General features: G+C 67.1%; 27 protein-coding genes and 1 other RNA gene. 15 read left to right on the plus strand and 13 right to left on the minus strand.

Going from position 1 to position 24,261, the window contains the following annotated elements; all coding sequences use genetic code 11:
- Positions 1-76: 76 nt before the first annotated feature.
- Both AC1DEZ_RS17265 and AC1DEZ_RS17270 read right to left on the minus strand, forming a co-directional pair.
- Entirely contained in the window at positions 77-712 is a 636-nt protein-coding gene (locus AC1DEZ_RS17265; protein ID WP_476780142.1) for a thioredoxin family protein, read from the minus strand.
- 29 nt (positions 713-741) lie between these two features.
- Positions 742-2,943, minus strand: coding sequence for a protein-disulfide reductase DsbD family protein (locus AC1DEZ_RS17270; RefSeq protein WP_476780143.1), 2,202 nt, complete (start codon positions 2,941-2,943; stop codon positions 742-744).
- Positions 2,944-3,091: 148 nt separating this feature from the next.
- Here AC1DEZ_RS17270 and AC1DEZ_RS17275 point away from each other — a divergent pair, with 148 nt between their 5' ends.
- The gene (locus AC1DEZ_RS17275; protein ID WP_476780144.1) at positions 3,092-3,940 is read left to right on the plus strand and encodes an SDR family NAD(P)-dependent oxidoreductase; all 849 of its coding nucleotides are present in this window, start codon (positions 3,092-3,094) and stop codon (positions 3,938-3,940) included.
- Between the two features lie 13 nt (positions 3,941-3,953).
- Here the strand turns inward: AC1DEZ_RS17275 and AC1DEZ_RS17280 are convergent, their stop codons facing one another.
- From AC1DEZ_RS17280 to AC1DEZ_RS17290, 3 genes are all read right to left on the minus strand, one after another.
- On the minus strand, positions 3,954-4,730 hold the full coding sequence (locus AC1DEZ_RS17280) for an ABC transporter ATP-binding protein (protein WP_476780145.1): 777 nt from the start codon (positions 4,728-4,730) through the stop codon (positions 3,954-3,956).
- Positions 4,706-5,389 (minus strand): ABC transporter permease, encoded by a 684-nt coding sequence (locus AC1DEZ_RS17285; RefSeq protein ID WP_441510120.1) that lies wholly within the window; start codon positions 5,387-5,389, stop codon positions 4,706-4,708. Before AC1DEZ_RS17285 ends, AC1DEZ_RS17280 begins: the two co-directional genes overlap by 25 nt.
- A 73-nt stretch (positions 5,390-5,462) precedes the next feature.
- Positions 5,463-6,491, minus strand: a complete 1,029-nt coding sequence (locus AC1DEZ_RS17290) for an ABC transporter substrate-binding protein (RefSeq protein ID WP_476780146.1) — start codon at positions 6,489-6,491, stop codon at positions 5,463-5,465.
- 158 nt (positions 6,492-6,649) lie between these two features.
- Here AC1DEZ_RS17290 and AC1DEZ_RS17295 point away from each other — a divergent pair, with 158 nt between their 5' ends.
- The 6 genes from AC1DEZ_RS17295 (at position 6,650) to AC1DEZ_RS17320 (ending at position 10,911) form a co-directional block, all read left to right on the plus strand.
- Entirely contained in the window at positions 6,650-7,117 is a 468-nt protein-coding gene (locus tag AC1DEZ_RS17295; RefSeq protein WP_149131741.1) for an Lrp/AsnC family transcriptional regulator, read from the plus strand.
- A gap of 93 nt (positions 7,118-7,210) precedes the next feature.
- Positions 7,211-8,488: a phosphopantothenoylcysteine decarboxylase domain-containing protein gene (locus AC1DEZ_RS17300; protein WP_476780147.1), complete on the plus strand. Its 1,278-nt coding sequence runs from the start codon at positions 7,211-7,213 to the stop codon at positions 8,486-8,488.
- A 5-nt stretch (positions 8,489-8,493) separates the two neighbouring features.
- Positions 8,494-8,967, plus strand: a complete 474-nt coding sequence (gene dut, locus AC1DEZ_RS17305; RefSeq protein WP_476780148.1) for a dUTP diphosphatase — start codon at positions 8,494-8,496, stop codon at positions 8,965-8,967.
- Positions 8,964-9,416, plus strand: coding sequence for an RrF2 family transcriptional regulator (locus tag AC1DEZ_RS17310; protein ID WP_441471129.1), 453 nt, complete (start codon positions 8,964-8,966; stop codon positions 9,414-9,416). The genes dut and AC1DEZ_RS17310 overlap by 4 nt, the downstream gene beginning before the upstream one ends.
- A gap of 83 nt (positions 9,417-9,499) precedes the next feature.
- Positions 9,500-10,462, plus strand: a complete 963-nt coding sequence (gene cysK / locus AC1DEZ_RS17315) for a cysteine synthase A (protein WP_476780149.1) — start codon at positions 9,500-9,502, stop codon at positions 10,460-10,462.
- Positions 10,459-10,911 (plus strand): GNAT family N-acetyltransferase, encoded by a 453-nt coding sequence (locus AC1DEZ_RS17320; protein WP_476780150.1) that lies wholly within the window; start codon positions 10,459-10,461, stop codon positions 10,909-10,911. Before cysK ends, AC1DEZ_RS17320 begins: the two co-directional genes overlap by 4 nt.
- Positions 10,912-10,917: 6 nt before the next feature.
- Here the strand turns inward: AC1DEZ_RS17320 and AC1DEZ_RS17325 are convergent, their stop codons facing one another.
- The 3 genes from AC1DEZ_RS17325 to AC1DEZ_RS17335 all read right to left on the minus strand — a co-directional run bounded on the left by AC1DEZ_RS17325 (position 10,918) and on the right by AC1DEZ_RS17335 (position 14,189).
- On the minus strand, positions 10,918-11,787 hold the full coding sequence (locus AC1DEZ_RS17325; protein WP_441510012.1) for a VOC family protein: 870 nt from the start codon (positions 11,785-11,787) through the stop codon (positions 10,918-10,920).
- Positions 11,788-11,904: 117 nt separating this feature from the next.
- A complete protein-coding gene (locus tag AC1DEZ_RS17330; RefSeq protein WP_476780151.1) occupies positions 11,905-13,140 on the minus strand; it encodes an NAD(P)/FAD-dependent oxidoreductase in 1,236 nt (411 codons plus the stop codon).
- A complete protein-coding gene (locus AC1DEZ_RS17335; RefSeq protein ID WP_441510014.1) occupies positions 13,140-14,189 on the minus strand; it encodes a YihY/virulence factor BrkB family protein in 1,050 nt (349 codons plus the stop codon). Before AC1DEZ_RS17335 ends, AC1DEZ_RS17330 begins: the two co-directional genes overlap by 1 nt.
- Before the next feature lie 176 nt (positions 14,190-14,365).
- Here AC1DEZ_RS17335 and AC1DEZ_RS17340 point away from each other — a divergent pair, with 176 nt between their 5' ends.
- Positions 14,366-15,064 (plus strand): outer membrane protein, encoded by a 699-nt coding sequence (locus AC1DEZ_RS17340; RefSeq protein ID WP_476780152.1) that lies wholly within the window; start codon positions 14,366-14,368, stop codon positions 15,062-15,064.
- A 130-nt stretch (positions 15,065-15,194) separates the two neighbouring features.
- Here the strand turns inward: AC1DEZ_RS17340 and recR are convergent, their stop codons facing one another.
- The 5 genes from recR to AC1DEZ_RS17365 all read right to left on the minus strand — a co-directional run bounded on the left by recR (position 15,195) and on the right by AC1DEZ_RS17365 (position 18,964).
- A complete protein-coding gene (gene recR / locus AC1DEZ_RS17345; protein WP_441510016.1) occupies positions 15,195-15,800 on the minus strand; it encodes a recombination mediator RecR in 606 nt (201 codons plus the stop codon).
- Positions 15,801-15,907: 107 nt separating this feature from the next.
- Positions 15,908-16,228 (minus strand): YbaB/EbfC family nucleoid-associated protein, encoded by a 321-nt coding sequence (locus AC1DEZ_RS17350; protein ID WP_441471122.1) that lies wholly within the window; start codon positions 16,226-16,228, stop codon positions 15,908-15,910.
- A gap of 21 nt (positions 16,229-16,249) precedes the next feature.
- Entirely contained in the window at positions 16,250-18,115 is a 1,866-nt protein-coding gene (locus AC1DEZ_RS17355) for a DNA polymerase III subunit gamma/tau (protein ID WP_476780153.1), read from the minus strand.
- Between the two features lie 121 nt (positions 18,116-18,236).
- Positions 18,237-18,333, minus strand: an RNA gene (gene ffs, locus AC1DEZ_RS17360) — signal recognition particle sRNA small type.
- Positions 18,334-18,397: 64 nt separating this feature from the next.
- On the minus strand, positions 18,398-18,964 hold the full coding sequence (locus AC1DEZ_RS17365; protein WP_441510018.1) for a Chromate resistance protein ChrB: 567 nt from the start codon (positions 18,962-18,964) through the stop codon (positions 18,398-18,400).
- A 126-nt stretch (positions 18,965-19,090) separates the two neighbouring features.
- On the opposite strand from AC1DEZ_RS17365, the gene AC1DEZ_RS17370 reads away from it, so the two are divergent.
- From AC1DEZ_RS17370 to yihA, 7 genes are all read left to right on the plus strand, one after another.
- Positions 19,091-19,837: a COG4280 domain-containing protein gene (locus tag AC1DEZ_RS17370; RefSeq protein WP_476780154.1), complete on the plus strand. Its 747-nt coding sequence runs from the start codon at positions 19,091-19,093 to the stop codon at positions 19,835-19,837.
- Positions 19,834-20,049 (plus strand): hypothetical protein, encoded by a 216-nt coding sequence (locus tag AC1DEZ_RS17375; protein ID WP_476780155.1) that lies wholly within the window; start codon positions 19,834-19,836, stop codon positions 20,047-20,049. The genes AC1DEZ_RS17370 and AC1DEZ_RS17375 overlap by 4 nt, the downstream gene beginning before the upstream one ends.
- Positions 20,050-20,246: 197 nt before the next feature.
- A complete protein-coding gene (rpmH, locus tag AC1DEZ_RS17380) occupies positions 20,247-20,381 on the plus strand; it encodes a 50S ribosomal protein L34 (RefSeq protein WP_038364779.1) in 135 nt (44 codons plus the stop codon).
- 54 nt (positions 20,382-20,435) lie between these two features.
- The gene (rnpA, locus tag AC1DEZ_RS17385; RefSeq protein WP_476780156.1) at positions 20,436-20,837 is read left to right on the plus strand and encodes a ribonuclease P protein component; all 402 of its coding nucleotides are present in this window, start codon (positions 20,436-20,438) and stop codon (positions 20,835-20,837) included.
- A gap of 50 nt (positions 20,838-20,887) precedes the next feature.
- Positions 20,888-22,756, plus strand: coding sequence for a membrane protein insertase YidC (gene yidC, locus AC1DEZ_RS17390; RefSeq protein ID WP_476780209.1), 1,869 nt, complete (start codon positions 20,888-20,890; stop codon positions 22,754-22,756).
- A 57-nt stretch (positions 22,757-22,813) separates the two neighbouring features.
- Complete coding sequence (locus tag AC1DEZ_RS17395) at positions 22,814-23,446, plus strand: CatB-related O-acetyltransferase (protein ID WP_441510122.1); 633 nt, start codon at positions 22,814-22,816, stop codon at positions 23,444-23,446.
- A gap of 147 nt (positions 23,447-23,593) precedes the next feature.
- Complete coding sequence (gene yihA / locus AC1DEZ_RS17400; protein WP_476780157.1) at positions 23,594-24,259, plus strand: ribosome biogenesis GTP-binding protein YihA/YsxC; 666 nt, start codon at positions 23,594-23,596, stop codon at positions 24,257-24,259.
- Positions 24,260-24,261 lie beyond the last annotated feature (2 nt).

A 24,261-nucleotide genomic window follows, 5' to 3' on the forward strand; every position in this document is an offset into this window, starting at 1 on the left:
GGCCTGACCCGAGCAACTCTTACCGGAGATTCTCGGGCCTGCGCTACGCTCTGCCCGAAAATGACTGCTTTGAGCCTCAGCTCAGCGGCGCGTATTTCACGACGCAGCCATAAGCCTTGGTGCTCGCCTCAGAAACAGGCTTGCCGGCCTTCAGCTCGGCGATCGCCTGGCGGACATAGCTCTTGGCGCCTTTGAGGCTCGAGGCTGCGGAAGACGGCCTGTCGTCGATCGCGCCCATATAGGCAAGCGTGCCCTTGGGATCGATGATGTACATATGCGGCGTGGTCTGCGCGCCATAGGCCCGCGCCACCTGGCTCTTCGGATCGAGCAGAATGCCGGCCGGCGCGGCGTCACGCTGAACCGTCAGCTCCTTGGCCCTGGCACCGTCGACATAGCCCTGCTCGCCCGGCGGCGAGGAGATGACCGAGAGCCAGACGACGCCTTCCTTCGCCATGTCTTTCTGCAGCGTCTGCATGGTCGCGCTGCTGTAGTGCTTCCGCACATAGGGGCATTCGTGGTTGGTCCATTCGAGGATCACGGTCTTGCCTGCGAACTCGGAGAGGTTGCGGGTCTTGCCGTCGGCATCCACGGCCTGAAAGGCCGGGGCCGACGCACCGACCTTGGCGGCTCCCTGAGCGGAGGCGACCGCCGGAAAGGCGAGGCCGGCCATAGCGAGGCCAGCGATGAAAATCTGTCTGGTCAGGCTTTTCATGTCTGTCTCCCTCTCTGTTCACCGGAAGATTAAGGCGTTGCCGCCGCGGTCTTCGCCTCCCGGCCCGCCGCGCGCTGGGCGGCCGCGATCACAGCATCGGGCGTCAGGAGCTGCGGCAGGATCTCGGCCTGCCCGTCCTTGCGACCCGGATAGAACAGGTATAGCGGCACGCCGGCACGGCCCTGCTCGGCCAGCGCCTTGGCGATGCGCTGATCGCGATTCGTCCAGTCGGCCTTGAGATAGGCCACGCCGAGCTTGGCGAAAGTATCCTTCACCTCCTGGCGGGAGAGCGCGACGCGCTCGTTCGCGATGCAGGTGATGCACCACGCAGCGGTGAAGTTGACGAAGACCGGCTTTCCCTGCGCCTGCAGCGCCACGACGCGCTCGGGCGACCAGGCCTCGATATCGCCCGCATGCGCTTCGGTCGTCGCGCCGGGAACGGCGTTCTGGACCGTGAACCAGCCGGCGCCGAGCACGACCAGCGCGGCCAGCACCGAGCCGAAAACGCGACGCGGCAGAGAGCCGCGCGTGACGCCGACAAGCCAGACGACGAAGGCCGCCGCCAGAACGGCGACGAGCGCCGCCAGAACGCCCTGCGGGCCGCTCTGCACCGAGGCGACCCAGATCAGCCAGACCGCAGTCGCAAACATCGGGAAGGCGAAGGCCTGCTTCAGCACCAGCATCCAGCGGCCGGGCTTCGGCAACAGGCGCAGCAGGCCGGGCGCGAAGGAGAGTGCCACCACCGGCAGCGCAAAGCCGAGCGCCAACGCCGCGAAGACGGAGAAAGCGACGGCTGGCGGCTGCGCCACCGCATAACCCATCGCCGCCCCCATGAAGGGCGCCGTGCAGGGCGTCGCCACGACCACGGCGAGCACGCCGGTCATGAAGGCGCCGACGCGGCCGCCACGGCTGGCGAGGCCGTCGCCGACGCCGGCGACCGAGGCTCCGATCTCGAAGGCGCCGAGCAGATTCAGGCCGATCAGCACCATCACCACCGCCAGCGCGATGACGAGCGGCGGGGACTGGAGCTGGAAGCCCCAGCCGACGCTGTTGCCGAGCGCTCCCAGCGCAATCACCGCACCGGCCAGCACCGTGAAGGCGATGAGCACACCGCAGAGGAAGAGCAAACCTTGCTCACGCACCGCGTTGCGATGGGCGTGAGCGAGCTGCGCAAAGCCGAGCGCCTTGATGAAAAGCACCGGCAGCACGCAGGGCATCAGGTTGAGGATCAATCCGCCGACGAAGGCCAGTGCCAACGCGGCCCAGATCGTCAGATCGGTGCCTTCGACCGGGACCGGAATCCGCACCACGGCGGGCCGAGCCTCCGGCGTAGCTGTTTCGGCCGCTGTCAGCAGCGCGGGGTCGGCATCGGCGGCGAGCGTCACGGCCCTGGCCTCGCCATTCTCGCTGAAGGTCAGGACGCCTGAAACCTCGGGCTCCCGCAGCTTGAAGGCGCCCGAGCGCACCAGCGTCAGCATCGGCTTCGCGCCGGCGGCGAGCGGCTGGTCGGCCGCATGCTCGATCAGCGTATCGAGAACCGGAAAAAAGCGCAGATCGCTCGCTCCGGACGGAAGCCCCGGCAGATCCAGCACGAGCTTGTCGCCTTCGCCGCGGAGCTTGCCGCGGAACGATGCCGGTTTCGGCAGGGCTGCCAAGGCCGCATCGATGCGCGCCTGCGCCGCCTCGTCGGTGATGCCGGCAGCCGCAATCGGCAGATCGAGGGTGAACGAGCCCTCCTCGGGAATGCAGATCTTCTCGCAGACCAGCCAGGTCGCATCCGCTTTGAGCGTGAAATTGTCACCGGCTCTGGCGTCGGCGGGCACTGTGATCTCGACCGGCAGCAGCACCGTGCCCTCGAAGCCGAAATTGACGAGCGGCTCGACCCGGATCGCCTTCGGCGCCGGCCACTGGATCTCGCCGGCCGTGGCACCGGCGGGCAGCGTCCACTGAATCGCCGTCGGTTCGCCGGAATCGCCGGGGTTCAGCCAATAGGTATGCCAGTGCGGCGCGAGCTTCTGGACCAGCGCGACCTTGAAGCGCTCGCCGGGCGTCACCGCATCGCGACCAGACAGCAGCGTGGCGGTAACGCGCGGCGAGGTCACCGGGGCGGACTCGCCCGCCAGCGTCAGCCCGGGCGCCAACAGCCCCAGCGCCAACATGGCCTTGCCCAGGAAACGCCCATCGAAAATGCGCTGCATGATCTCGTCACTGTCCTCGAATACCCGACCCATGCCTCAATCCAGTCTTCCACACCAATGACAAGGAGGTGAGGCGGATCCCGCCGCATTCTCCGTCATGCGCTTGCGGCGGGCAGCGTGCCATGATGTCGCCGCGGCTCGCGCCTTAGCTCCACCGCCCCAATCCCGGACCGAGAAGATCATGACAAGCCACCCCGCTCTCGCTCCCTCGCATGTCGCGGTCATCACCGGCGGCGCGTCAGGGATCGGCTTCGCCGCTGCCCGCGCCTTCGCCGAGCGCGGCATGAGGATCGCGATCGCAGACAGGGACGCCGAGGCGCTCAAGGCAGCCGGTCAGGTTCTGGCGGCGCTGATCGGCGACGCCAATGTGCTCGCGGTCCAAACCGATGTCTCGCGCCGTGACGAGATCGCCCATCTGCACGAGGCGGTCATCGCCCGCTTCGGCAAGGTCCATGTGCTGATGAACAATGCCGGTACCCAGCCGGGCAGCGCGATCTTCGGACAGCAGGACAATTGGGAACGCACGCTCGCCGTCAATCTCGGCGGCATCATCGCCGGCACGCAGCTCTTCGGGCCGGAGATGATCGCCCATGGCGAGCCGGCGCTGATCATCAACACCGGCTCGAAACAGGGCATCACCACCCCGCCGGGCGACCCGGCCTACAATGTCTCAAAGGCCGGGGTGAAGGCCTTCACCGAGGCGCTGCAGCACGAACTGCGCAGCACCAAAGGCTGCAAGGTGACCGCCCATCTGCTGATCCCCGGCTTCGTCTTCACGCCGCTGACGGCGCGCGGACGCGTCGAGAAGCCGGACAGTGCCTGGACGCCGGAGCAGACTGTAGACTTCATGCTGGAGCGTCTCGGTGCCGGGGACTTCTACATCCTGTGCCCCGATGGCGAGACGACCCGCACTCTCGACGAAAAGCGGATGGCCTGGGCAATGGGCGACATCATCGAGAACCGCCCGCCGCTCTCGCGCTGGCACAAGGACTACAGCGAGGCATTCAAGGCTTTTCTCGGCAAGGACTGAGCGGCGCGTTCGATCAGATCGCCGCGCCGTCCATGACGATGTCGGCGCCGAGCCCCTGGCGAACGGCCCGCACGATCTCTGTCTCCGCTGCGGCACCGCGCCGGCGGGGGCGGGCCGCTTCGGTGCGATGCTCGGCGATGATCTGGCCGGGCGCGCCGGAGAGGATCACGACCCGGTCGGCGAGATAGGCGGCCTCGTCGATGTCGTGGGTGACGAAGAGCACGGTCTTGCCGGTGCGCTGCCAGACGCGGATGAGTTCGTCCTGCAGGGTTTCGCGGGTCAGCGCGTCGAGTGCGGAGAAGGGCTCGTCCATCAACAGGATCTCGGGCTCGACGGCGAGCGCGCGGGCGAGCGAGACGCGCTGGCGCTGGCCGCCGGAGAGCTGATGCGGCCAGCGCTGCGCCAGTGGGCTCAAGCCCACGAGATCGAGCATCTCGGCCGCCTTCGCCAGGCGCTCGGCACGCGAGGCCCGGCCTTCGAGGCCGAAGCCGACATTCGACACCACCTTGCGCCAGGGCAGCAGGCGCGAATCCTGGAAGACGAGGGCAACCGGCCTTCGCGTCGTATCTTTCGCGTGGATGACGACCTCGCCGCCGCTCGGCTGCGCAAGACCGGCTATCACGCGCAGCAGCGTCGACTTGCCGACGCCCGATGGCCCGACGATGGCCAGAAACTCGCCGCGCCCGACGCTGAGGTCGAGCTTGTGCAGCACTTCGGTCTGTTCGCCGTCGCGGGTGAAGGTCAGCGACAGACCCTTGATCTCGATCACGCTTTCCAACGCAGCACCCATTTCTGGAAGGCGACGAAGCCGGTGTCGAGCAGGCCGTAAAGCGCCGCCATGGTCAGCATGTAGACGACGACGATGTCGGTCGCGAGCAGACTTGAGGCCTGCATCATGCGTTGGCCGACGCCGGCGACGCCGAAGATCTCGGCCGCGACCACCGCCATCCAGGCCTGGCCCAGCGCCGTGCGGAAGCCGACGAGGATCCCCGGCATCGCCGCCGGCAGGAGGATCTTGAAGAGGCGCTGCCAGGGCGAGCGGAAGCCGAAGGCGTCGGCGACCTCGACGAGATCGCGATCGACGCCGCGGATCGCCCCCTGCGCCGCGAAGAAGGCGATCCAGAACACGCCGATGGCGATGATGAAGACCGCCGCGCCCGGCGTGACGCCGAACCAGATGATGGCGAAGGGCACCCAGGCGAGGCCGGGGATCGGCCGGAGCACGCGCACGACCCAGGCCGTCGCCTCCTCGGCGATCCGCGACATGCCGACGAGGACGCCGGCCGCGATGCCGAGCCCCGCGCCAACGAAGAGCCCGACGAAGTAATGCCAGAGGGAGCCCAGTATGGCCGTCAACCAGGCGCCGGACGAGACCTCACGCATGAAAGCCTTCGGCAGCGCACTGGGCGGCGGCAGGAAGGCCGGATTCACCAACCCGAACCAAGGCATCGCCTCCCACAGCAGCAGAAAGGCGAGGAGGCCCACAAGGGCGAGGGCCGGAGCCCGAAGCCGTGCCACCGTGTCAGCCGTTCGTCTTGACCGCGCGCTCGTAATACTGCGTCTCGAACAGGCCGTCGAAGGGCAGCTCCTTCTCGAGCGAGCCGAGCTTGACCTGATAGGCCTGCATGGCGCGCGAGGGCTCGATGATCTTGCGCGGATCGATCTCGAACCGGCTCGCGGGCGAGACCAGCGCCTTCTGGATCAGCTCGGGGTCGACAATGCCTTTGCCCAGGGCGGCGCCGACATGCGGTGCGGCCTTGGCGGGGTTCGCCTTGATCAGCGCTGCGGCCTTGACGAGGCCGTCGACGAGCGCCTGCACGGCTTGCGGGTTCTTGGTGGCGAAGGCGCCGGAGACGGCGACGACCGTGCCGGGCTGGCCGGGGAAGACCTCCTCGCCGCCGGCGATCAGCTTGATCTGCGGGTTGCGGCTCTGGATGATCGTCAGCGCCGGCTCGCGGACGCTGCCGCCATCGACGGCGCCGGCGAGAATCGCCTGCTGGGTGGCGTCGATGCCCATCGGCACGATCTCGACGTCCGCCCTGTCGACCTTCGCGACCTCCCAGAGCCAATATTGCAGCGTCGTATTCGGCACCGAGCCAGCCGGCTGGGTTGCGAGGCGGGCGGCTTTTCCATTGGCGGCTCGGAAGGCCTTGAAGGCGGCTGCGGCACCGGTACTCGGCGTGAAGAACTTCGTCAGCGACGGCGCGCTGACGACCACGTTCTCGCCGATCGCCGTCGAGGCGACCACGCGGATATCGACGCCGCGCGAGCGGGCGACGGCCAGCGGGGCTACGCCGGCGACATAGACGTCGATGGTGCCGGAGGCGAGCGCCTGGATCATGTTCGGGCCGGATTCGAAGACGGTGACGGCGACGTCGATGCCGCCCTGCTTCAGCCAGCCCTCGCCATTGGCGACGAAGAACGGCGCCGTACCGACGATCGGGATATAGCCGACGCGGGCCGTGACGCTCTGCTGCGCGCGAGCAACGCCGGCGAAAGTTGAAGCTGCCGCCAGGCTCGAACCGGCGATGAGAAACTGGCGGCGATCCATCGTCGAAACCCTTCAGAACGGTGCCGGAAAGGCACCCCATTGACAGATTGAGAAAAGGATTTTCTATCTGAATGCAATAGATTAGCCTCAAAAAGATATTTTATCTCTATGATGGCGGTATTGAAGCATAAAACACTCCAGAGAGCGAGTTTGAGAGAATGGACGCCATCGACCGGAAAATTCTCACTGTCCTGCAGGCCGACGCGAATATTTCCATTGCCGAGCTCGCCGACCGGGTCGGGCTGTCGCAGACGCCATGCTGGAAGCGCATCCAGAAGCTCGAACAGGCCGGGGTGATCCTGAAGCGCGTCGCGCTGGTCGCGCCGGAGAAGATCGGGCTCGGCCTCACCGTCTTCGTCCAGATCGAGACGGCTGATCATTCCGGCCCCTGGCTGGAGAAATTCGCGCAGATGGTCGCGGCGATGCCGGAGGTGATGGAATTCTACCGGATGGCGGGGGATGTCGACTACATGCTGCGCGTCGTCGTCGCCGACATGGCGGCCTATGACGGCTTCTACAAGAAGCTGATCGAGACGATCCCGCTCAAGAACGTCACCTCGCGCTTCGCCATGGAGCGGATCAAGGCGACGACGGCCTACAAGGTGCCGGACCTGCCGCGCGACTGACGAAGGCGGCAGCTTGCGCGGCGCATGACAGCGCCGCACCACGGGTGCTAGGAAGCGGTCAGTTCGCCGCAAGCCTTTGCCCGAGGAGCCGCCTTGTCCGCTTCCCGCTCCGTTCTCCTGATCATCGGCGGCGGCATCGCCGCCTACAAGGTGCTCGAAGTCATCCGCCGGCTGAAGGATCGCGGCATCGCCTCGCGCTGCATCCTGACCAGGGCCGGCGAGCAATTCGTCACGCCGCTCACCGTCTCCTCGCTTGCCGGCGAGCGCTGCTTCACCGACCTGTTCTCGCTGACCGACGAGGCGGATATCGGCCATATCCAGCTGTCGCGCTCGACCGATCTCATCGTCGTGGCGCCGGCGACTGCAGATCTCATCGCCAAGATGGCGCACGGCCTCGCCGACGATCTCGCCTCGACCGCCCTGCTCGCCACCGACAAGCGCATCCTGATCGCGCCAGCGATGAATCCGCGGATGTGGCAGCACCAGGCGACGCGCCGGAACATGGCGCAACTCGAAAAGGACGGCGTCCTCGTCGTCGGCCCGAATGTCGGGGCGATGGCCGAGCGCGGCGAAAGCGGGCCGGGCCGTATGGCGGAGCCGCCCGAGCTGCTGGCCGCGATCGAGGCCGCGCTGGCCGGCGAAAAACCCGCGGCCACCCGTGCCATCGGCTTCCTCGGCCGGCTGCCCGGCGGCGACCACACCAAGCCGGGCCCGCTCGCTGGCCGGCATGTTCTGATCACCTCGGGGCCGACGCATGAGGCGATCGACCCCGTCCGCTACATCGCCAACCGCTCCTCGGGGAAGCAGGGCCACGCCATCGCGGCGGCGGCGGCGGCGGCGGGCGCACGGGTGACGCTGGTCAGCGGCCCGGTGAATCTGCCCGATCCCGACGGAGTCGAGACCGTCCATGTCGAATCCGCCCGCCAGATGCTGGCCGCAGTCGAAACCGCCTTGCCGGCCGATATCGCGATCTTCGCCGCCGCCGTCGCCGACTGGCGCGTCGCCGATGCCGCGCCCGAAAAGATGAAGAAGGACGGCAAGGCGCTCGCGCCGCTCGCGCTGGTCGAGAACCCCGACATTCTGGCCACCGTGGCGCATCGCAAGAGCGGGCGCCCGCCGCTGGTCGTCGGCTTTGCCGCCGAGACCCAGAGCGTCATCGACTACGCCAAGGCCAAGCTCGCGAAGAAGGGCTGCGACCTGATCGTCGCCAACGACGTCGGCGGCACGGGCGTGATGGGCGGCGATGCCAATACGGTCCATCTCGTCACGGCCGCGGGAGTCGAAACCTGGCCGACGCTACCGAAGGATGAGGTTGCGAGCCGGCTGATCGCCCATATCGCGGGCCTTGCCCCGACCGACCGGGCGGGCTGATCGCGATGGTGACGGTTGCGCTGCAACGACTGCCGCATGGCGCAGATCTGCCCTTGCCGGCCTATGAGACGGCCGGCGCGGCCGGCCTCGATCTGCGCGCCGCCATCGGCGAGCCGCTCGTGCTGGCTCCCGGCGAGAGGACGCTGGTTCCGACGGGGCTCGCGATGCAGCTGCCTGATGGATTCGAGGGGCAGGTTCGCCCGCGCTCGGGCCTTGCCGTCAAGCACGGCGTCACCGTGCTGAACGCGCCGGGAACCGTGGACAGCGATTATCGCGGCGAGGTCAAGGTGCCGCTGATCAATCTCGGGCAGGAGGCCTTCGCCATTGCGCGCGGCGACCGGATCGCGCAGCTGGTGATCGCGCCCGCGACGCATGCCACGCTGACGGAGGTCGCAAGCCTCGATGCCACCGCGCGCGGCGCGGGCGGCTTCGGCTCCACCGGCGTCGGCGGCGGCAAAAACCGGGAGAAGCGGCCATGATGCTGCTCTCGCGCCGCAGCCTGCTTGCCATCGCAGCCGTGGTCGACATCGCGCTGCACGCCCGGCCTTCGCCGGTCGCCGCAAAGCTTCTGGCCGCGCGCCATGCCCTGCCGCCGCGCCATCTGGAGACGCTGCTTCAGACGCTTGTCCGCGTCGGCATTCTCAAGGGCGTGCGCGGCCCGCGCGGCGGCTATGAACTCGCCCGCGAAAGGCGCAAGATCACCGCCGGCGACATCGCCCGCGCCGCGATGCAGGAATCCGGCGAAGAAGGGCTCGGCCCCCTGCCGCAATCGCGGCTGGTCGACGAGGTCGTCGGGCCGGAGGTTGAGGCCGCGTCGGCCGCCTTCCTGGCAATGCTCGACAAGGTGACCGTGGAAGAGCTCTGCCAGCGGGCGCAGGCTAAATCCGTCTTCGGCAGAGGTAGTTCCGGAGCAGATTTCACTATTTAAGATTGTGATTTGTTTCTTTAATCGACACAATCTGTGAATTGACCTAGCTTCACCGCCGGCAGGCCCTCCAGGAGGATTCATCCATGGCTGAAGCGACAAAGGCCCCCGGACGCGGGCGCATCTACAACTCGATCACCGACACGATCGGCGACACCCCTCTCGTCAGGTTGAATCGCCTGCCGGCCGACCGCGGCGTCAAGGCGACGATCCTCGCCAAGCTCGAATTCTTCAACCCGATCTCCAGCGTGAAGGACCGCATCGGGGTCAACATGATCGATGCGCTGGAAGCCTCGGGCGCGCTGAAGCCGGGCGGCACGCTGATCGAGCCGACATCAGGCAACACCGGCATCGCGCTCGCCTTCGTCGCGGCAGCACGCGGCTATCGCCTGATCCTGGTCATGCCCGAGACGATGTCTCTGGAACGGCGCAAGATGCTCGCCTTGCTCGGCGCCGAGCTCGTCCTGACGCCCGGCCCCGGCGGCATGCGCGGCGCCGTCGCCAAGGCCGAGGAGCTCAAGAGCGAGATTCCCGACGCGATCATCCCGCAGCAGTTCGAGAACCCGCACAATCCGGAGATTCACCGCAAGACGACGGCCGAGGAGATCTGGAACGACACCAGCGGCCAGGTCGACATCATCATCTCCGGCGTCGGCACCGGCGGCACCATCACCGGCGTGGGCCAGGTGCTGAAGGCACGCAAGCCCAGCGTGAAGATGGTCGCGGTCGAGCCCGAGGATTCGCCGGTCCTCTCGGGGGGACAGCCCGGCCCGCACAAGATCCAGGGCATCGGCGCCGGCTTCGTGCCGGGCGTGCTCGATCGCAGCGTGATCGACGAGGTCGTCACCGTCGGCAACCAGACCGCTTTCGAAACGGCGCGCGCGCTCGCCAGAAGCGAGGGCATTCCGGCCGGCATCTCCTCGGGAGCCGCCGTTGCAGCGGCGCTCGAAGTCGGCGCGCGGCCGGAAAACGCCGGCAAGACCATCGTGGTGATCATCCCCTCCTTCGCCGAGCGCTACATCTCCAGCGCCCTGTTCGAGGGTCTGTGAACCCGCCAGCCATTCAGATCGTCCGGCTGGCCGAAAGCCTGCCGGACGATTTCGAGGCCTTGCGCCACGAGGCGAGCGCGGAAAGCTATCGTTTCGTCGAAGGCCTGCGCGAGGAATGGCTGGCAGGGCATTATGCCGGCAGCGACGACCGCTTCGCTGCCTTCGCGGCCTTTCAGCAAGGGGAACTCGCCGGCATCGGCGCCCTCACGCCCGATCCCTACGATCCCGAGCCGGACCTCCTGCGGGTCAGACATGTCTATGTCAGGCCGCTGCATCGCGGCAGCGGTGTCGGCCGCGCGCTCGCCGCGGCGCTCATTCAGCAGGGGCTGGCACTGGCGCCGCGCTTATCGCTGCGCGCTGGCGATCTACATGCCGCAGCGTTCTGGGAGGCGAACGGTTTCAAGCACGATGCGGGCGGAAGTCGTCGGTCCCACCTGCTGACGCGCTGAGCTTTCTCAGCGGGCCAGGACCAGCCTGTTGCCCCAGGGGTCGGCAATCGTCGGCGCCCCTTCGGCCTCGCTGCCGCCGCCGGCAAGGATGCGCTCGCGCATCGCCGCGAAATCTACCTCGCCCCGCGCCACGACCTCGAAGCGATCGAGCCCGGCCTCCCCGGGCCGGCGCGGCCCGGCGCCGCGGCTGCCCCAGATATTGCCGGCGATATGGTGGTGGTAACCGCCGCTGGCGAGGAAGCTCGCGCCGGGATAATGGACCATCAGATCGAAGCCGAGCAGGTCGCGATAGAAGGCCTCGGCCGCCACCGTGTCGCCGACGCGCAGATGAATATGGCCCATGCCGGTGCCTTCGGGCATGCCCGCATAGGGGGCGCTCTCGGCCTCGGCGAGCAGCTTGTCCAGGTCGAGCCGCTCGGTCGCCATGGCAATGCCGCCATCGGGACGGCGCGGCCATTCCGCCCGTTTGCGGTCGCGGTAGATCTCGATGCCGTTGCCCTCGGGGTCCGAAAGGTAGAGTGCCTCGCTGACGAGGTGATCGGAGGCGCCTTCGAGCGGGATGCGCGTCTCGGCGGCGTGCTTCAGCCAGTTGGCGAGATCGCGCCGCGACGGCAGCAGGATGGCGAGATGGAAAAGGCCGGCCGCCGAACTCGGCTGCGCCGCCCCGGCCTGAAGCCGGACCAGCACCTGCCCGCCGATGCCGAGCTCCGCGCTGTCACGGTCTTGCCGGCTCAGCCGCAGCCCGATCGCATCGCGATAATAGGCAACCAGCTTGGGGAGATCGCGCACGCGCAAGGTGACAGCCCCGACATGATAGGGAGCGTCATGCGCCTCCAGAATGGCGAGAGGCGCGGTCTTCTCTGCGGTCGCGGACATGGCGGGATCCTTTCACGGCAGCCGTACTGGCCGCCGTCATCAAACATGGCGCTTCCCACCCCGCTTGTCGCCACCTTCGCCGGCAAAGGCGAGATTGCAACGCTGCAATGCGATCGTTCACCCAGGCCGCGAGCGGTCGATCGCGAAATGCCCGAACCAGCCTTCCTCCCGGCCACGGACGAGCGAGCCGATCAGGCGGGACGCGAGGAAACTGAAGGTGATGCCATTGCCGCCATAGCCGTAGGCGGCGAGGAGACGCGGATGACCCGGCACGCGCCCGATCAGCGGCAAGCCGTCCTCCGTCTGGCCGAAAGCACCGGACCACGCATGGTCGACATCGAGGCGCGCCTGGGGGATCAATGCCTGAAGCCGGTGCAGCAGGGCTTGCGTCTTCAGTATTCCCAGCGCCTCGCGCCGCTCCGGGTCCGCGAAATCCTCGTCCTCGCCGCCGAAGACGATGCGGCCGCCGGCCGTGGTCCGGCAGTAGCAATAATCCTCGGAAGCTTCCCAGACGAGAGCCGGACCCGGCCAAAAAACGCCAGGCGGCTGCGGGGCAGTGGCGATCGCCCAGCTCGACGCGACGCGGTGCAGGTCGTCGCGCACGATCTCCGGCATGACATAGCCGGTTGCGAGCACGACATGCCCGGCTTCGACGACATGGCCCCCTGACAGGCCGACGGCCGCGCCACGGGCGGCTCCATCGAAACCGATCGCCTCGTCGCGAATCAGGCGCGCGCCGCGCCGGGCGGCGACCGCGATCAGGCCGTGACAGAGGCTCACGGGGTCGGCCTCGGCAGAGCCGGGGGAGACGATCGCCGCTTTGCGGTCGAAGCCGAAGCTGCCGAGCAGGGCTGCGTGCTCGACGAATTCGCCCTGCAATCCCGCGCGGCCGCGCAATTCGGCCTCATCGCGCAACTCGCGCGGCCCAATCTCCCCGGCGGCCAGATAGATCGTGTGGCGCGGCGAGAAACTGCAGGAAAGCTCGAGCTCGCCGACAAGCCGGCTAAGCCCGGCAACCGCTCCGGCGCTGAGCCGATAGATCTCGGCCGCCCGGTCGAAACCATAAAGCGCCGCCAGTTCGCGCAGCGGCAGATCGATCTCCCATTGCAGCATGGCCGTCGAGGCCGCCGTGCTGCCGAACCCTTCGCGCTCGCGATCGATCAAGACGGTGTCGAGCCCCATCGCCGTCAGATGCTCGGCCAAGAGCGCGCCGGTGATACCCGCGCCCACGATGGCCACGTCGCAACGCGTATCGGCTTCAAGCGGCTGCCCGGCCGGCCGGTCGATGCCGGCCCGCCAGGGACCGGTCCCACTGCGCAGATCGTCCTGGCGTGTGGTTTCGGGATCGAGCATCACTCCGCCTTCGCCGGGCCGACCCGGTCGGCGAGAGTGGCGCCGCGCTGGCCGAGAGGCTTCGGCTTGCCCGTCGTGGTGTCGTGCGCGGTCTGGTGTTCCAGCTCCGCGTTCAGCTCGGCCCCCGCGAGCACGATGGTCGCCGAGAGCCAGAGCCAGGTCATGAACACCACGACGGTCGCGAGCGAGCCATAAGCGGCGGTGTAGTTGCCGAGCGTGCTGACATACCAGGAGAAGGCATAGGAGGCCGCGCCCCATAGAAGGGCCACAGCGATGGCGCCGGGCATGACCCAGACGAAGCGCATGCGCTGGCGGCTCGGGCCGATCCAGTAGAGAACCGCTATCGAGAGCGTTGCCATGACGAAGAAGGCGGGCCAGCGCACCAGCCGGATCAGCCGTTCCAGCTCGAAATGGAAGGGAAATAGCGCGGTCACGACCGGCAAGCTGGCGATTGCGACCAGCGCCGCGACCAGCAGCACGACGCCGCTCACCGTGGTTAACAGCGAGATCGCGTTGAGCTTGAGGAAGCTCCGCTTCTCCTGTTCGCGATAGATGATGTTGAGCGCGTCGAAGATCGCCTTCACCGCCGCGTTGGCGGACCAGGCCGCGACGAGGAGGCTGATGTAGAAGGTCAGGGACAGGCTGACTCCCGACTGGGTCGAGAGCCGCATCGCCTGCTCGTGGATGAGCTCCCGCGCGGCCTGCGGGAACATGGTCGTCACCGCGTCGAGCTGCCCGGCGATGGTCGCCGGATCGGTGAAATAGCGGTAGATCGTCACCAGCAGCGACAGCGCCGGGACCAGCGAGAGCAGGGTGAAGAAGGCGACCGCGCCGGCAAGGGAGGTCAGCCGGTTGTCGGCGACATTGCCGACGAAGCGCAGCAGCACGTCCTTCCAGCCAAGCCACGTCATCTGAAGCGGCGTACGCGCTTGCCGTCCGCGAGCCTCCTCTTGCCGGCGCCGGCCGCGGCGATTGGCAAGTACCCCGGACAGATAGCCGAGCGCGACGCCGATGCCGGCCGCACCGGTGATCCGCTTCAGGAATGCCATCTCGGATTTCGCGCTCCGCCCTGCCTCGCCGCAGCTTGCGGTGAACCGCGCTCGGCCGCAATCGTTCCCGCGCTTTCCTCCCCCGGCACCAATTTAGCCGATTGTTAACCTTAATGCTTCGTTATGTCCGGGCGCGTTCGACCATTCGGGCGCATCACATGTCCTCGGAAAGCCCGATGTCGAAGCTGAGATATGCCCTGGCAGGATGCGTGGCGCTGCTGTCCGGCGCGTCCGCCGCGGCCGATCTGCGCGGCGTCGCCCTGCCGCCCGCGCCTGAACTGCCGGCGCTCTATTCCTGGACCGGTGTCTATGCCGGTCTCCAGGGCGGCTACTCCTGGGGCAGCAACCGCGTGCGGATCGGCGCGCCGATCGGCCCCTTCGCGCCGATGAGCTTCCGCATCGACGACGATTCCGCCTTCGGCGGCGCCCATGCCGGCTTCAACTATCAGTTCGGCAGCGTGGTGCTCGGCCTCGAGGGCGATATCGAAGCCGTCAACAGCCGCAGCCGCTTCGCCGGCATCGGCGTCAACGGCCGCGTCTCGCAGGACTGGCAGGGCGCGGCGCGCATCCGCATCGGCTATGCCTTCGACCGCATGATGATCTATGCCGCAGGCGGCGCCTCCTTTACCGAATATGAGCGGCGCGTTTTCGATCCGGCCGGCTTCGGCGAAAGGCTGACCAGCGCACGCACCGGCTGGAACCTCGGCGCCGGCGTCAACTTCGCCTTCACCGACAACCTGATCCTGGGCGCCGAGTACCGCTACACCGATTTCGGGCGGAACCGTTTCGCGAGCTCCGGCGCCTTTCCGGGCCTGACAGGCGATCAGGAATTCACGGCGCACAGCGCCCGCGCCAGCATCGCCTACAAGTTCTGAGGACGCTTCCGCTTGGCCGTCATGCTCGGGCTTGACCCGAGCATCCCGTGACAAAAACGCTCGCGCGCCTCGTCCGGCCAGCGATTCTCGGGTCTGCGCGTCGCTGTGCCCGAGAATGACGCGCGACGTCTCAAAACCCCGTGCGCTGGCGTATCGCGGCGGCCAGCGTGCCGTCGTCGAGATAGTCGAGCTCGCCGCCGACCGGAACGCCATGGGCGAGCTTCGTCACCTTGACCGGCAGATGCGCGAGCAGGTCGGTGATGAAATGCGCCGTGGTCTGGCCGTCGACCGTGGCGCTGAGCGCGAGGATGATCTCCTTCACCGCCGGATCGGAAGCGCGCGCCACCAGGGCATCGAGCGAGAGATGCTCGGGCCTGACGCCATCGAGCGCCGAGAGCACGCCGCCGAGCACGTGATAGCGGCCAGAGACCGCGCCGGAGCGCTCCAGCGCCCAGAGGTCCGAGATATCGGCGACGACGACGATCAGCCCGTCGTCACGGCGCGGATCGGAGCAGAGTCCGCAGGGGTCGCTGGTGTCGACATTGCCGCAGCGCGAGCAGACGACGATGCGCTCGCGCGCCACCGCCATCGCCTCGGAGAGCGGCCCGAGCAATTGCTCGCGCTTCTTGACCAGATGCAGCGCCGCGCGCCGGGCCGAGCGCGGCCCGAGCCCCGGCAGCTTGGCCAGGAGCTGGATCAGCCTTTCGATCTCGGGACCGGCAATGGCGCGGGACATGATGACTCGTCGATGGATACGTCATGGTCGGGCTTGACCCGACCATCTCAGGACGGGAGCCCTTCTGCACGAGATGCCCGGGTCAAGCCCGGGCATGGCGGCCTGTCTCAGAACAGCTTCATGCCCGGCGGGATCGGCAGGCCCTTGGTGATCTCGGCCATGCGCTCCTGCATGACGCGCTCGCCACGGGTCCGGGCATCGTTCGCGGCGGCGACGATCAGGTCCTCGAGGATCTCGCGCTCGTCCGGCACCATCAGGCTCGGGTCGATCTTCACGCCCTTGAGCGCGCCCTTCGCCGTCATCGTGACCGTGACCATGCCGCCGCCCGCCGTGCCCTCGACCTCGATGGCGTCGAGCTCGGCCTGCATGTCGGCCATCTTCTGCTGCATCTGCTGAGCCTGCTTCATCAGACCCATCATGTCGCGCATGGGAAATCCTCCTTAAAAAACTCAGAAATCGATGCCGTCGAAATCCGGCTCGGAATCATCGAAAAGCGGCTCGGCATCAGGCAGGTACTCGTCCTCGGCCGGCGCCGAGGCTGCATTCTCGGCCGCGGCGATGGCGCGCGGATCACGGACGTCGACGATGCGCGCACCGGGAAAGCGCTCCAGCACGGCCTTGACCGAGGGATGAGCCGCAGCGTCGCTCTCGCGCCGGTCCTTGGCCGCCACCGCCTGTTCGCGCAGGGTCGCGCCGCCCTCCTCGTTGACGACGGCGACCATCCAGGTCTGGTTCGTCCACTCCTTGAGGCGGCGCGAGAGATCCTGCGCGAGGGTACGCGAGGCGCCCTCGGCAAGCGAGAACTCGATGCGGCCGGGCTCGAAACGCACCGGCCGGATATCGCGCTCCAGGGCGATCTTCAGCGTGATGTCGCGGTTCTGCGACGCCAACGCGACGACATCCTCGATCGAGGCGACGATCGCGGCGGGGGCGGCGGCAATGCGCGCTACCGGCACAGGGGCCGGATTGGCGCTGGCGAGGATCGGCCGGGCGGCGAGCGCGGTGTTGCCGCCGCCGGAAGGCGGGCGCGGCGCGCCGCCACCATTGCCGTTTCCGGCTGGGATCGACCCCATACCGTCGCGCAGCAGCTTCAACGCCTCGTCAGGCGTCGGCAGGTCGGCGGCATGGGCGAGGCGCACGAGCACCATCTCGGCAGCCATCACCGGGCGGTCGGCCTGCTTCACCTCGCTGATGCCCTTGAGCAGCATCTGCCAGGTGCGGGCGAGCACGCGGATCGAGAGGCGCTGGGCGAAATCGCCGCCGCGCACGCGTTCGGCTTGGGCGAGGCTGTTGTCCTTCACCGCCTCGGGCACGAGCTTGAGGCGGGTCACGAGATGCGTGAACTCGGCGAGGTCGTTGAGCACCACCGCCGGATCGGCGCCGGCATCGTACTGCGCCCGCAACTCGCCCAGCGCCGCGGCGATGTCGCCCTTCATCACTGATTCGAAGAGGTCGATGACGCGCGCCCGGTCGGCGAGGCCGAGCATGGAACGGATGTCGTCGAGCGTGATCCGCCCGGCCGCATGGGCGATCGCCTGGTCGAGGATCGAGAGCGAATCGCGCACCGAGCCCTCGGCTGCGCGGGCTACGGCGGCGAGCGCCTCCTGCTCGGCATCGACGCCCTCGGCCTTGCAGATGCCGGCGAGGTGATCGACCAGCACATCGGCCTCGACTCGGCGCAGATCGAAGCGCTGGCAGCGCGACAGCACCGTGATCGGCACCTTGCGAATCTCGGTGGTCGCGAAGATGAACTTCGCGTGCGGCGGCGGCTCTTCCAGCGTCTTCAGGAATGCGTTGAAGGCGCCGGTCGAGAGCATGTGCACCTCGTCGACGATATAGACCTTGTAGCGCGCCGAGACCGGGGCATAGCGCACGGCGTCGTTGATCTGGCGGATGTTGTCGACGCTGTTGTTCGAAGCAGCGTCGATCTCCATCACGTCGATATGGCGGCCCTCGATGATCTCGCGGCAATGCACGCCGAATTCGCGCAGATCGGTGGTCGGGCCGCCCTGTCCGTCGGGCTTTTGGAAGTTGAGCGCACGCGCCAGGATGCGGGCGGTGGTCGTCTTGCCGACGCCGCGCACGCCGGTCAGCATCCAGGCCTGCGGAATGCGGCCGGCGGCGAAGGCGTTGGTGAGCGTGCGCACCATCGCTTCCTGGCCGATCAGATCGCCGAAATGCGCCGGCCGGTACTTGCGAGCCAGCACGCGATAGGGCGCGGGCGCCGCACCGGACGCCGCCTGCGGCGCAGGCGCCGGATCGAAACCGGCGAAACCCGGTTCGTCAGCAGAGGCGGCGTCGATCTGGTCGGTCATGAAAACTGGTTTCGCCAATCGGGAGGCGAGGGTCAATGGCGCTATGGCAACTTGCGCGCCGCGCCGTTTGACCTCGGCCCAGGCTTGGCGCGGGTGCACGGCGCTTTCACGCGGCGCATGAGGTGGGAGGCTGGACGAAGACCCGTTCGGTCTCGTTAGGGCTGCTTCCTTCCGGACCTGACCCGGTTGGCGAGTGAGACGTCCCTCGCCAACCTCCCGGGCGCTATATCGGGGATGTCAGCGCGAAGCGCAAGCCTGCCGGCACCAGATCCACCAGCGCGGTCACGGTCGCTTCGGCGCCTCGGGAGCGCGATTCTCCTCCTGCGCCGCGAAAACATTATGCGCATAGGCGTCGAGGATCGCTTCCGAACGCTGCAGGCGCTCGGCCGCCTCGCCGGCGCGGGGCGCGCCGTAGAAATCCAGCTTGCGGATCTTTTCGATCCAGTTGCGGAATTTCATCAGCTCCTGCTCGTTCTCCTCGAGCTCGGCAAAGGTGAAATGCGAGACCCGCGTTTCCTCGTCGATCTCGGCCTCGAAGGCGAGACACTTCTCGATGAATTCCTTGTACTCGTCGTCGCGATCGGCATTGAAGCGCGCGACGACCTTCTCCTGCTGTTTCTGGTCGAGGCCGACCGTCGCCAGCAGCAGCGCCTCGCCCTCCGCCTCGGCGATCTCGTTCTCGAGCATCTTGAGACGCCGCAGATGGTCGTCGGTCTTCGGCAGCAGGCAGACGCCGCCCTGCAGATAGACCGCGCCCATCCCCTTGAGCTTGCGCCAGATGGAGACCCGCTTGCGCGCCGGTTCGGCCGGAACCTTGTAGGTCAGCAACAACCACTCTAGCGACGCCATGGAACCTCTTGAATGTTACCACTGTTACAAATAGCATTTTACCCCAGCCATTCAAGACCGAAGCGGCAGTGACAGCAGAAGCCGCCATTGTCACCTACCGGCGAGACCATTCACAAGAGGTCGCTCATGACGTGGACCATGGCCGCTCCAGCGCTTTCCGCCGCCTTCCTCGCCTCGCTGGTCGAGGTCGTCGAAGCCTTCACCATCGTCCTCGCAGTCGGGACCGTCCGCGGCTGGCGGCCGGCGCTCATCGGCACGGGCTGCGCGCTGGCCGTGCTCGCATTGCTGGTGCTGCTGCTCGGCTCGGCCCTGACACGGGTGCCACTGCAAGCCCTGCAGCTTACCATCGGCATTCTGCTCCTGATGTTCGGCCTGCGCTGGCTCCGAAAAGCCATCCTCCGGGCCGCGGGCTTCATCGCTCTCCATGACGAGGAGGCAGCCTTCATCAAGGAAACCGGGGCCTTGCAGGCCGGCGATGCCGGAACGGCAGGTCATCACGACTGGATAGCGGGGCTCACCGCCTTCAAAGCCGTGATGCTCGAAGGCATCGAGGTCGTCTTCATCGTGCTCGCCGTCGGCGCCGGCCGGGGCCTGCTCTGGCCCGCCAGCCTCGGGGCGCTCGCAGCCTGCGCGCTCGTGCTGGCGCTCGGCCTCGTCCTGCGCAAGCCACTCGCCAGCGTTCCCGAGAACACCCTGAAATTCGCCGTCGGCGTGATGATATCGGCCTTCGGCATCTACTGGACGGGCGAAGGGCTGGGCGTCGATTGGCCCGGCGGCGACTTCGCAATCCCGGCGCTGGCGGCACTCCTGCTGGCGAGCGGACTCACCCTCGCCGCAACCTTTCGCCGGAACTCCATGGAGACTGCAGCATGAAGACGATCGGCATGATCCTGCGCGAAATTGCCGCTCTGTTCATCGATGACGAACGGCTCGCCCTCGCCATCCTTGTACTGGTCGGGCTATGCGCCTGCCTCGCTTTCGGCCTGCACGCCAGCCCGGCCGGCGTGGCCGCGGCTCTGACGGGCGGCTCCATCCTGGTTCTGGCCTTCAACGTCCGCCAGGGCACGAAGCGCCGGCCGCGCTGAATGCTGCGCAGAGCTTCCCCGCCGATGGCGGCTTCGCGGATCATTCGGCATTGACTCGGTGTCGTCCATCCGTCATAAGCCCGCCACCTGCGCAGCCGAAAGGCCGCGCCGACCCTTATCGCATGACAGGCTCGGTTGGCCATGCTTTCCCCGGAAAGCCGCGGCCGTCGTGCTCATAAAGGCCCCGGAGACGGACCGTGAAGAGAACCTATCAACCCAGCAAGCTGGTTCGCAAGCGCCGCCACGGCTATCGCGCCCGCATGGCGACCAAGGGTGGCCGCAAGGTCATCGCTGCTCGCCGCGCGCACGGCCGCAAGCGCCTGTCGGCCTGACAAGCACTGGCGCGTGACCATAGCGCGCCCGTTCCGGAAGACTGGCCAACCGCCATGCGCCTCGCCCGTCTGACGCAACGCAAAGAATTCCTGGCGGCGGCCGACCACGGCCGCCGTTTTCGTTCGCCTGCCTTCATGGCACAGGTGCGCGACTGCATGCCCGAGGAAGAGCGGGACGGGCTCAGGCTCGGGCTCACCGCCTCGCGCAAGACCGGCAATGCCGTGAAGCGCAACCGCATCCGCCGCCGCCTGCGCGCAGCCGCCGCCAAGGCGCTGCGTGACCAGACCGCGAAGCCCTGCGACATCGTGGTCGTTGCCCGCTCCGAAGTGCTGAAGGCAGATTTTCACGCACTCGTGGCCGATCTGTCCATTGCCATCGACCGGGCGAAGCCTCAAAAGCCGCATGCTGACCGGCACCGCTCGCGCATGAAGCGCGATGTGGCGCCGCGAGGCTGACCAGACACGCCGCCCCCTGCCGGACCAAGCGAGATTCGTTTCCGATCATGATGAAAGAAGACAACCGCAATCTGCTTCTCGCGATCGTCATGTCCGTAGTCATCCTGCTCGGCTGGCAATTCTTCTATGCCAAGCCGCAGATGGAGAAGCAGCAGGAGGCCGCGCGGCAGAACCAGCAGGCCCAGAGCCAGCAGGCGCCCGCAGCTTCCGGCTCGACCCCGACGCCCGCCACGCCGGGCCAGCCCGGCGGCTCCGCCGCGCCCGGCGCTCCCGCGACGCAGGCCGTCGGCACGCGCGAGCAGGCACTGGCCGCCAGCCCGCGCGTCAAGATCGACACGCCCCGGATCGCTGGCTCGATCTCGCTCACTGGCGCTCGCGTGGACGACGTCTCGCTCAAGGCATTCCGCGAGACGGTAGATCCCAACAGCCCGATCATCGTCCTGCTTTCGCCCGCCGGCGGCCCCAACGCCTATTATTCGGATTTCGGTTGGGTCGCAGCGCCCGGCAGCTCGGTAGCGGTGCCCAACGCAAAAACCGTTTGGACTGCGGATAACCAGACCCTGACGCAGACCACGCCGGTCACGCTGAGCTGGGACAACGGCCAGGGCCTGATTTTCAAGCGCATTATCAGCGTCGACAACAACGCTATGTTCACGATCCAAGACGAGGTCGAGAACAAGGGCGCCACCGCGGTCACGCTCTTCCCGTACGGCCAGGTCGTCCGTCAGGGCCGACCGCACACGCTGGGCTATTACGTTCTCCACGAAGGCCTCGTCGGCTATGTTGGCGACCACGGCCTGCAGGAATGGACCTACGATAAGCTCGATAAAGAGCCGGCGCTGTCGCCCGGAACCGTCGGCCGGAACTGGAAGGATGCTGTCGGCGGCTGGGTCGGTATCACCGACAAATATTGGGCGGCGACCGTCATCCCCGACCAGAAGCGCAAGTTCGAAGGCCGTTTTTCTTCGGTCCAGACCGGTTCGGAGCGCACCTACCAGGCCGACTTCCTCGGCGAAGCCGTGGCGGTGGCGCCGGGCGCGAGTGCTGCGTCGCAGTCGAAGCTTTTCGCCGGTGCAAAGGAAGTCGCGGCGATCAATGGCTATGAGCGCGATCTTCAGATCACGCGCTTCGACCTGCTGATCGACTGGGGCTGGTTCTATTTCATTACCAAGCCGATGTTCCTGCTGCTCGACTGGATCTACAAGCATGTCGGCAATTTCGGCGTCGCGATCCTGATCGTCACGGTGCTGCTCAAGGCGCTGTTCTTCCCGCTCGCCAACAAGTCCTACGCCTCGATGGCGAAGATGAAGGCGCTGCAGCCGGAAATGACGGCGATCCGCGAGCGCTACGCCGACGACAAGATGAAGCAGCAGCAAGCGCTGATGGAGCTTTACAAGACGCAGAAGATCAACCCGGTGGCCGGCTGCTGGCCGGTGCTGCTGCAGATCCCGGTGTTCTTCGCGCTCTACAAGATCCTGTTCATCACCATCGAGATGCGGCACGCGCCGTTCTTTGGCTGGATCCACGATCTCGCCGCGCCCGATCCGACGAACATCTTCTTCTTCCTGCCCGCGGCCATGACGAGCTATCTGCATCTCGGCATCTGGCCGATCATCATGGGCATCACGATGTTCATCCAGATGAAGATGAACCCGGAGCCGCCGGACCCGGTGCAGAAGATGATGTTCACCTGGATGCCGGTGTTCTTCACCTTCCTGCTCGGCTCGTTCCCGGCTGGCCTGGTGATCTACTGGAGCTGGAACAACCTGCTCTCGGTGACCCAGCAGGGCTTCATCATGCGCAAGAACGGGGTGAAGATCGAATTGTTCGACAACATCAAGGGCATGTTCGGCAAGAAGCCGGCTGCAGCGCCCGCCGCACCGGCGCCGCCAAAGCCGGCCAACACCAACAAGAAGTGAGTGATCGAAGGGCGGGTCTTCCCGCCCTTCGCCTTTTCAGGCCAAGGCCTTCCCGCGATGCCGCTTCCCGATCCGCAGACGCGCCATCCCATCCCCGGCTGGAAGGGCACCGCCTTCCTGAAGGCGGTCGTCGATCATCCGCTGATCGAGGTCGGCGACTACAGCTATTACGACGACTCGCGCGGGCCCGAGCATTTCGTCGCCCGCTGCGTGCGCTATCATTTCGACTTCATCGGCGACCGGCTGATCATCGGAAAATTCGTCGCCATCGCGCAGGCGGCGCAGTTCATCATGAACGGCGCCAATCATCCGATCGGCGGCTTCTCGACCTTCCCCTTCCAGATGTTCGGCCTCGGCGATCCCGAGGCGCTCAAGCGCCCCGGCCCGAACAATCGCGGCGATATGGTCATCGGAAACGATGTCTGGATCGGGCGCGAGGCGGTGATCATGCCCGGCGTCAGGATCGGCGACGGCGCGATCATCGGCACGCGGGCGCAGGTCACGAAGGACGTGCCGCCCTATGCGGTCGTCGCCGGCAATCCTGGCCGGGTCGTGAAGATGCGCTTTGCGCCCGAGATCGTGGCGGAACTGCTGGCGACCCGCTGGTGGGACTGGGAGGCGGACAGGATCGCGCGCCATATCGACGCGATCCAGGGCGCCGACATCGACGCGCTGCGCGCAGCCGTGTAAGAGCGAGCCATCCTCAGCCCTCATCCTGAGGAGCAGCCCTCAGGCTGCGTCTCGAAGGATGTTCCGGTACGCGCGGGAGCATCCTTCGGGACGCTGCTTGCGCGGCTCCTCAGGATGAGGGCTTCTGATTTCGAAAGAGCGGAAGCCATGACCACCTCCACGACCAAGCCCTATGACGCCGAAGAGATCGAAGCCGCCCGCAAACTCTTCGAGGGGCCGTGGGATTTCGTCTGGGCCTCGACCAAGATCGACGATCTGCCGCCGATGGTCGGGCAGGAGATTGCCTTCGCCGGCCGCTCCAATGTCGGCAAGTCCAGCCTGATCAACGCGCTGACGCGGCGCAACGCCCTGGCACGGACGTCGCATACGCCGGGCCGGACGCAGCAGCTCAACTTCTTCCGCCAGGTCGACCATGACGAGCGGCTGACCATCGTCGACATGCCCGGCTATGGCTATGCCGCCGTCGGCAAGGAGAAGGTCGCGGCCTGGACCAGGCTGATCCACGATTATCTGCGCGGCCGCTCGAACCTTATGCGCGTCTACGTGCTGATCGACGCGCGCCATGGCATCAAGGATGTCGACGGCGCCGTGCTGGAGACGCTCGACAAGGCCGCCGTGTCCTATCAGGTGGTGCTCACCAAGGGCGATGCGTTGAAGCCGGGCGACCAGCAGTTCATGTGCGAGGCGACCTATGACGAGATCAAGCGCCGGCCGGCGGCCTTCCCCGAGGTGCTGCTGACCTCCAGCGAAAAGGGAGTGGGCATTCCCGAATTGCGCGCCGCGATCGGCCGGGTTCTCGCCGAGCGGTTGTGATA

Source organism: Allobosea sp. 10L422, from assembly GCF_056395345.1.

Bases quoted from the DNA above. Each gene is read 5' to 3' on its own strand.
- AC1DEZ_RS17350 (WP_441471122.1), bottom strand. From the start codon at position 16,228: ATGCGCGACATGATGGGTCTGATGAAGCAGGCTCAGCAGATGCAGCAG.
- AC1DEZ_RS17335 (WP_441510014.1), bottom strand. From the start codon at position 14,189: ATGGCATTCCTGAAGCGGATCACCGGTGCGGCCGGCATCGGCGTCGCG.
- AC1DEZ_RS17295 (WP_149131741.1), top strand. From the start codon at position 6,650: ATGGACGCCATCGACCGGAAAATTCTCACTGTCCTGCAGGCCGACGCG.
- AC1DEZ_RS17395 (WP_441510122.1), top strand. From the start codon at position 22,814: ATGCCGCTTCCCGATCCGCAGACGCGCCATCCCATCCCCGGCTGGAAG.
- recR (WP_441510016.1), bottom strand. From the start codon at position 15,800: ATGTCCCGCGCCATTGCCGGTCCCGAGATCGAAAGGCTGATCCAGCTC.
- AC1DEZ_RS17375 (WP_476780155.1), top strand. From the start codon at position 19,834: ATGAAGACGATCGGCATGATCCTGCGCGAAATTGCCGCTCTGTTCATC.
- AC1DEZ_RS17265 (WP_476780142.1), bottom strand. From the start codon at position 712: ATGAAAAGCCTGACCAGACAGATTTTCATCGCTGGCCTCGCTATGGCC.
- AC1DEZ_RS17310 (WP_441471129.1), top strand. From the start codon at position 8,964: ATGATGCTGCTCTCGCGCCGCAGCCTGCTTGCCATCGCAGCCGTGGTC.
- AC1DEZ_RS17275 (WP_476780144.1), top strand. From the start codon at position 3,092: ATGACAAGCCACCCCGCTCTCGCTCCCTCGCATGTCGCGGTCATCACC.
- AC1DEZ_RS17355 (WP_476780153.1), bottom strand. From the start codon at position 18,115: ATGACCGACCAGATCGACGCCGCCTCTGCTGACGAACCGGGTTTCGCC.
- AC1DEZ_RS17290 (WP_476780146.1), bottom strand. From the start codon at position 6,491: ATGGATCGCCGCCAGTTTCTCATCGCCGGTTCGAGCCTGGCGGCAGCT.
- AC1DEZ_RS17330 (WP_476780151.1), bottom strand. From the start codon at position 13,140: ATGCTCGATCCCGAAACCACACGCCAGGACGATCTGCGCAGTGGGACC.
- cysK (WP_476780149.1), top strand. From the start codon at position 9,500: ATGGCTGAAGCGACAAAGGCCCCCGGACGCGGGCGCATCTACAACTCG.
- yihA (WP_476780157.1), top strand. From the start codon at position 23,594: ATGACCACCTCCACGACCAAGCCCTATGACGCCGAAGAGATCGAAGCC.
- dut (WP_476780148.1), top strand. From the start codon at position 8,494: ATGGTGACGGTTGCGCTGCAACGACTGCCGCATGGCGCAGATCTGCCC.
- AC1DEZ_RS17280 (WP_476780145.1), bottom strand. From the start codon at position 4,730: ATGGGTGCTGCGTTGGAAAGCGTGATCGAGATCAAGGGTCTGTCGCTG.
- AC1DEZ_RS17340 (WP_476780152.1), top strand. From the start codon at position 14,366: ATGTCGAAGCTGAGATATGCCCTGGCAGGATGCGTGGCGCTGCTGTCC.
- AC1DEZ_RS17270 (WP_476780143.1), bottom strand. From the start codon at position 2,943: ATGGGTCGGGTATTCGAGGACAGTGACGAGATCATGCAGCGCATTTTC.
- AC1DEZ_RS17285 (WP_441510120.1), bottom strand. From the start codon at position 5,389: ATGCCTTGGTTCGGGTTGGTGAATCCGGCCTTCCTGCCGCCGCCCAGT.
- AC1DEZ_RS17370 (WP_476780154.1), top strand. From the start codon at position 19,091: ATGACGTGGACCATGGCCGCTCCAGCGCTTTCCGCCGCCTTCCTCGCC.
- rnpA (WP_476780156.1), top strand. From the start codon at position 20,436: ATGCGCCTCGCCCGTCTGACGCAACGCAAAGAATTCCTGGCGGCGGCC.
- yidC (WP_476780209.1), top strand. From the start codon at position 20,888: ATGAAAGAAGACAACCGCAATCTGCTTCTCGCGATCGTCATGTCCGTA.
- AC1DEZ_RS17325 (WP_441510012.1), bottom strand. From the start codon at position 11,787: ATGTCCGCGACCGCAGAGAAGACCGCGCCTCTCGCCATTCTGGAGGCG.
- AC1DEZ_RS17365 (WP_441510018.1), bottom strand. From the start codon at position 18,964: ATGGCGTCGCTAGAGTGGTTGTTGCTGACCTACAAGGTTCCGGCCGAA.